This window comes from Chromobacterium sp. Ag138 (assembly GCF_055181315.1).
In genome coordinates this window covers 720,572-726,694 of record NZ_JBUPWA010000001.1, presented here as the reverse complement: position 1 = coordinate 726,694, position 6,123 = coordinate 720,572, and the positions used below count along the sequence as shown (strand labels likewise).

General features: G+C 65.1%; 6 protein-coding genes. All 6 read left to right on the top strand.

The features are described from left to right. The coding region (locus tag ACY3GB_RS02995; RefSeq protein WP_463087426.1) for a methyl-accepting chemotaxis protein at positions 1–975 on the top strand (975 nt) is incomplete at its 5' end. A gap of 39 nt (positions 976–1,014) precedes the next feature. Further along, positions 1,015–1,386 carry a response regulator gene (locus ACY3GB_RS02990; RefSeq protein WP_463087425.1) on the top strand — a complete coding sequence of 124 codons (372 nt, stop codon included), beginning with the start codon at positions 1,015–1,017 and terminating at the stop codon, positions 1,384–1,386. A 13-nt stretch (positions 1,387–1,399) separates the two neighbouring features. Further along, positions 1,400–1,720, top strand: coding sequence for an STAS domain-containing protein (locus ACY3GB_RS02985; RefSeq protein ID WP_463087424.1), 321 nt, complete (start codon positions 1,400–1,402; stop codon positions 1,718–1,720). Then, on the top strand, positions 1,710–3,878 hold the full coding sequence (locus tag ACY3GB_RS02980; protein WP_463087423.1) for a chemotaxis protein CheA: 2,169 nt from the start codon (positions 1,710–1,712) through the stop codon (positions 3,876–3,878). Before ACY3GB_RS02985 ends, ACY3GB_RS02980 begins: the two co-directional genes overlap by 11 nt. A gap of 30 nt (positions 3,879–3,908) precedes the next feature. Further along, on the top strand, positions 3,909–5,564 hold the full coding sequence (locus ACY3GB_RS02975; protein ID WP_463087422.1) for a methyl-accepting chemotaxis protein: 1,656 nt from the start codon (positions 3,909–3,911) through the stop codon (positions 5,562–5,564). 11 nt (positions 5,565–5,575) lie between these two features. Beyond that, positions 5,576–6,115: a chemotaxis protein CheW gene (locus tag ACY3GB_RS02970; protein WP_021479093.1), complete on the top strand. Its 540-nt coding sequence runs from the start codon at positions 5,576–5,578 to the stop codon at positions 6,113–6,115. Positions 6,116–6,123 lie beyond the last annotated feature (8 nt).

Here is a 6,123-nt window from a genome sequence, read left to right as displayed (position 1 = left end):
GCCGCCGCCGCGCCGGCCGCGGATGCCGACGAGAGCCTGGAGCTGCTGCAGCAGGTGATCGAGCGCTGGGAAGGCAATCTGCAATTGGTGATAGAGCAGTCGGTGAGCGGCGGCAACCAGCTGGCGGGCACGCTGACCGGCATCGCGGACGGACTGCACGCCACCATCGAGGCGGCGGGTTCCGCCTCCAGCGACATCGGCAATGCCAGCCTGGAGCAGATGGTGGCGGACGCCAGCCTGCGCAGCAAGGAGATCTCGTCGGTGCTGGCGGAGATCGTCGGCCACCGCCAGCAGCTGATCGAAGAAGTCTCTCGCCTCGCCACCTACTCGGGCGAATTGCTGTCCATGGCCGACCAGGTGGGCCGCATCTCCAACCAGACCAACCTGCTGGCCCTGAACGCCAGCATCGAAGCCGCGCGCGCCGGGGAATTCGGCCGCGGCTTCGCGGTGGTGGCGGATGAAGTGCGCAAGCTGTCGCAGCAGTCGGAACAGACCGGCAAGCAGATGTCGGAAAAGGTGGTGGAGATCAACGCCGCGCTGGAGCAGACCCGCCAGACCACCACCAGCCTGGGCGCGCAGGACGCGGACCGCGGCAATAACGCGCTGGGGCTGCTGGACGACTCGGTGCGGGACTTCAGCGCCGCCGCCGAAAGGCTGGCCCAGGTCAACCAGAGGATGCAGACCGAGGGCTCCCGCGTGGAAAAGGAACTGCACGCCTCGCTGGTCGCCTTGCAGTTCCAGGACCGGGTCAGCCAGATCGTCCAGCATGTCACGCAGGATCTGAAGCACATGCTGGCCCATCTGGAGGCGGTGCGCGAGGCGCGCCGGCGCGGGGAGCAAGGCCCCCGGATCGAGCCGCGGGAGTGGCTCAAACGCCTGGAGTCCACTTACACCACGCTGGAGCAGGCCGCGCTTCACAAGGGCGGCGATGGCGGAAAGCCCGCGGCGTCCAGCGGCGATGTCGACTTTTTCTGATGTTTGACCCAGTTTTTCGGACCTATTCCGGAGAGATTCATGGCCAGCAAATCCATTCTGATCGTCGATGACGCCGCCAGCATCCGCGCCACCGTCAGCATTGCGCTCAAGGGGGCGGGTTACGAGGTGATCGAGGCCTGCGACGGCAACGACGCGCTGTCCAAGCTGAACGGCGTCCGCGTCAATCTGGTGATTTCCGACGTCAATATGCCCGGCATGGACGGCATCACGCTGCTCAAGCGGCTGAAGGAAGGTCCGGCCACCCGCTTTCTGCCGGTGATCATGCTGACCACCGAAGGCAGCGATGACAAGAAAATGCAGGGCAAGGAAGCCGGGGCCAAGGCCTGGATCGTCAAGCCTTTCGACCCGGCCAAGCTGCTGGACGCCGTGTCTAAGCTGATTCAACCCTGAGCCGGAGTACGCCATGGCCTTGCAGCTGCAACAGGATGGCGGAACGACGCGGGCGGCGTTGGACGGCGAGCTGACCATCTTCACCGCGGAAGAAATACAGGACGAATTGCTCGGCCTGCTCAACCACGACCAGGTGGAACTCGACCTGTCCGGCGTCACGGAGCTGGACGGCTGCGGCGCGCAGTTGCTGAGCATCATGCTGGCGGAGGCCGCGCGGCTGGAGAAATCGGTGGCGATCGCAGCCGGCAACCCCTTGGTGGACGAGGTCGGCGCATGGCTGGGCTTCCTGCCGCCGGGCGGAAATGGGCAAGGAGAGGCGGGCGATGGATCTTAGCAAGGCCAAGGAGGTTTTCTTCGAAGAGTCGCGCGAGCTGTGCGATGGATTGGAGTCGGCGTTGCTGGACCCGGTCGCCTATCCGCCGGGGGTGGAAACCTACAACCTGCTGTTCCGCACCGCGCACACCATCAAGGGCTCAGCCGGCATCTTCGGCCTGGACGCGCTGGTGCGCTTCGCGCACGTGATGGAAAACGTGCTGGAGCGGCTGCGCTCCGGCCAGGTTTCGCTGAGCGACGACCTGATCACGCTGCTGCTGGCCTGCAACGACCATCTGCGCCGGCTGCTGGATGCCAGCGCGGTCAGCGACGAGATGGCGCAGCGCGATCTGCCGGAAGGCGAGCCCTTGCTGGCCGGCTTGAAGCGCTATCAGGAAGGCCAGGCGCATGAAGCGCCGGCGGAGAGCGCGGAAGCCGAGGAGGCGGCGGAGCAGGGACTAGGGGGCGATGTCGAGACCTGCAGCCCGTATTGGCAGCTGTCGCTGCGCTTCCACCCCGACACTTTCCGCCACGGCTTCGACCCGTTGTCTTTCCTGCGCTATCTGGGCAGTTTCTGCGTCTTGCGCGATGTGACGCCGGTTTGGCGGAACTGGCCGCCGCCGCAGCTGCTGGACGTGACCGAATGCTTCATCGGCTTCGATCTGGCGCTGGAGACGGACGAGGGCCGGCAGCGCATCGCCGACACTTTCGAATTCATCGCCGAGGACAGCCACATCGGCATTTTGGCGCCGCGCGCGCCGCTGGCGGACTACCTGGCGGAGGCCGAAGCGCTGGGCGAGCCGCTGGAAGAGCAACTGCAGCGCTGGATCGCGCGCGGCGCGCTGACGGAGGAAGAGGCCGAGCGGCTGCGCAGCGGCGACGTAACTGAGCCGGTTGAGGCCGCCGGGTCTGTGGATGCGCCGGCGGCCGCGCCGCCGGCTCGGGAAGCGTCCCCACCAGGGACGGCCCCGGCCAAGAGCGGGCGCGGAGACAGCTATATCCGCATCGAGGCCAGCAAGCTGGATCGGCTGATCAACCGCGTCGGCGAGCTGGTGATCGCGTCGGCTGGGACCAAGCTGATCGCCCAGAGCCGCGGCGACGGCGAGTTGCTGGAATCGGTGGCGGTGATCAACACCCTGGTGGAAAGCATACGCGACGACGCGCTGACGCTGCGCATGGTGCCGGTGGACGAGATATTCAGCCGCTTCCCGCGGATGGTGCGCGAAGTGTCCAAACAGCTGGGCAAGGCGATACAGCTGGAGATCAAGGGCGGCGACACCGAGATCGACAAGTCGATGGTGGAGAAGCTGAACGATCCCTTGATGCACATCGTCCGCAACGCGGTGGACCACGGGCTGGAGTCCGCGGAGAAACGCCGGGCCGCCGGCAAGCCGGAGCAGGGCACCGTCACGCTGAACGCCTATCACGACGCCGGCTCGGTGGTGGTGGAGGTGAAGGATGACGGCGGCGGCATCAACCGCGAGAAAGTGCTGGCCAAGGCCATCGAGCGGGGGCTGATCGCCGACGGCCGGCTGCTCGGCGATCAGGAAACGCTGCAGCTGATCTTCCTGCCCGGCTTTTCGACCGCCGACGCGGTCAGCGACCTGTCCGGCCGCGGCGTCGGCATGGATGTGGTCAAGCGCAATATCGAGGCTTTGCGCGGCGAGATAGAAATCCAGTCCCAGCCGGGAGTCGGCTCCACCTTCCGCCTGCGCCTGCCGCTGACGCTGGCCATCATCGACGGCTTCCGGGTGGAGGTGAACGAGTCGGCGCTGGTGATGCCGCTGGACATGATGATCGAGTGCGTGGACATGCCGGATGGCGCGATGAGCCACCATGCCCGCCAGATCAATCTGCGCGGCGACTGGCTGCCCTTCGTGTCCTTGCGCGAGCTGTTCGGCCTGCCGCCGTCCGATCATCCCGAGTACATCGTGATCGTCCATTACGGCGAATACCGGGCCGGCATCGTGGTGGACAAGCTGATGGGCGAGGTTCAGGCGGTGATCAAGCCGCTGGGCGAGTTGTTCAAGTCGCTGCGCGGCATCAGCGGCTCCACCATCCTGGGCAACGGCAAACCCGCGTTGGTGCTGGATATTCCGCAGTTGATACACCACGCCTGCCGGCGGGAGCGAAGGCTGATCCGGCAGAGCGCGGAGGCGCTGCTGGGCGACAAGCAATAAGACCGACATTCGCGGTTTGAGGAGACAGATATGAATTCGTTTCACAATATGCAGGTCCACATCAAGCTGGCGATAGGCTATGGACTCATCCTGTTGCTGATGCTGGCCATTCTGCTGGTCGGCATGCGCGGCATGGCCACGATGAGCAGCAACACCAACGAGATCGTCTCCGACCGGTACGCGAAAGTATCGCTGTCCAACGAAATCACGCAGAGCACGCTGAACAACGGCCGCTACGTGCGCAATCTGCTGTTGTTGACGGAGCCGGCCGAAGTGGAGAAGACCAAGCAGGCGATCAACAAGCTGCGCGAGGAGAACAAGCAGTCGCTGCAAAAGCTGGACCGGTTGATCGACACGCCCAAGGGACGCGAGCTCTACGACAAGATCGTGTCCGCCCGCGACAACCTGAACACCAAGTATGGCGAACTGTACGCGCTGCTGGCCAAGGACCACGCGCTGGCGACGACCTACCTGTTGAAGGATTTCGCTCCGGCCAACAATACCTTGATCGCGGCCCTGGACGAGATGGGCGAGTTCCAGTCTCAGCAGATGAAGGACCTGAGCCATGAGGCCGCGGTCAGCGCCGAGAACGCGCGCAACATGATGGTTTCGATAGGCGCGGCGGCGCTGGTGGTCACGGTGCTGCTGGCGCTGGCCATCATCCGCAGCATTTTGCGGCAACTGGGCGGCGATCCGTCCTATGCGATGCAGGTCGTGGCGCGCGTGGCCGACGGAGATCTGGCGGTGCCGATCAAGCTGCGCCCCAATGACGACAGCAGCCTGCTGTACTCGATCAAGGGCATGGCGCACCGCTTGTCCGACACGCTGGCCGAGGTGAGCTCGATGTCGGAGTCCATCGGCGCGGCGTCGGAAGAAGTGGCGTCCACCGCCAGCTCGCTGGCGCAGACGGCGTCGGAGCTGGCCTCCAGCGTCGAGGAAACCAGCGCCTCGGTGGAAGAAATGGCTTCCACCGTCACCCAGAACGCCGACAATGCCCGGGTCACCGAGGGCATCGCGTCCAAATCGGCGGACAGCGCCACCGAGAGCGGCAAGGCGGTGGGCGACATGGTGCACGCGATGAAGGAGATCGCGTCGCGGATCACCGCGATCAACGATATCGCCAACAAGACCGACCTGCTGGCGATCAACGCCGCGATCGAGGCGGCGCGGGCCGGCGAGCACGGCAAGGGCTTCGCCACCGTGGCGGTGGAAGTGCGCAAGCTGGCGGAGCGCTCCCAGGTGGCGGCCAAGGAAATCGGCGACCTGGCGGGGCGTTCGGTCACCGTCGCGGAGCGCTCCGGCGTATTGCTGCAGGAAATGCTGCCCGGCATAGATCAGACCGCCTCGCTGGTGCAGGAGATTTCCGCCGCCTCGCGGGAGCAGCGCACCGGCATCGACCAGATCAACACCGCGGTATCGCAGATCAGCACCGGCATGCAGTCATCGGCCTCGTCGGCGGAAGAGCTGAGCTCCACCTCGGAAGAGCTCAGCTCCGCCGCGATGCAGCTGCAGGACCTGATGCAGCAGTTCAAGCTGCGCAGCAGCCGCAACGCGCGCAAGAGCGTGATGATGCATTCCGGCGGACATGGCGGAAGCGGCCACAAGGCCGCGCCGCCGTCGTCCAATCGCGCTTTCGACGAAGACTTCGATGAAGAAGTGGACGACGGCAAGTTTTCCAAATACTGAGGAGCACGGGCATGAGCGAGCGTTCCGATCCGGCAGGCGCGGCGCAGGGCGGCAAGTTCCATTGCGTCACCTTCATCCTGGGCGAGGACCTGTTCGGCATCCAGATCAATTTCATCCGCGAGATCATCGAGCTTGACGGCATCACCCACGTTCCGATGATGCCCAGTTTCGTGCGCGGCATCATCAATCTGCGCGGCTCCGTGGTGCCGGTGATCGACCTGTCGATACGCTTCGGCAGGGGGCTGACCGAGCTGAAGCCGTCCTCCTGCGTCGCCATCCTTTCCCTGCCGGGGCTGGAGGGTGGCTACAACGACGTGGGCATCCTGCTGGACGCGGTGTGCGAGGTGCTGGAGATACCGGACAGCGACATCGATCCTTCTCCCACTTTCGGAGTCAGCATCCGCGGCGATTTCATCCAGGGCATCGCCACCATCAACGAGCGTTTCGCCATCCTGCTCAATGTCCAGCAAGCCTTGTCGGTATCGGAGTTGAGCGCGATGGCGGAGACCGTCTCCCTGCAGCATTTCAGCGACGACGCCGAGGTGGCCTGATGCCGGAG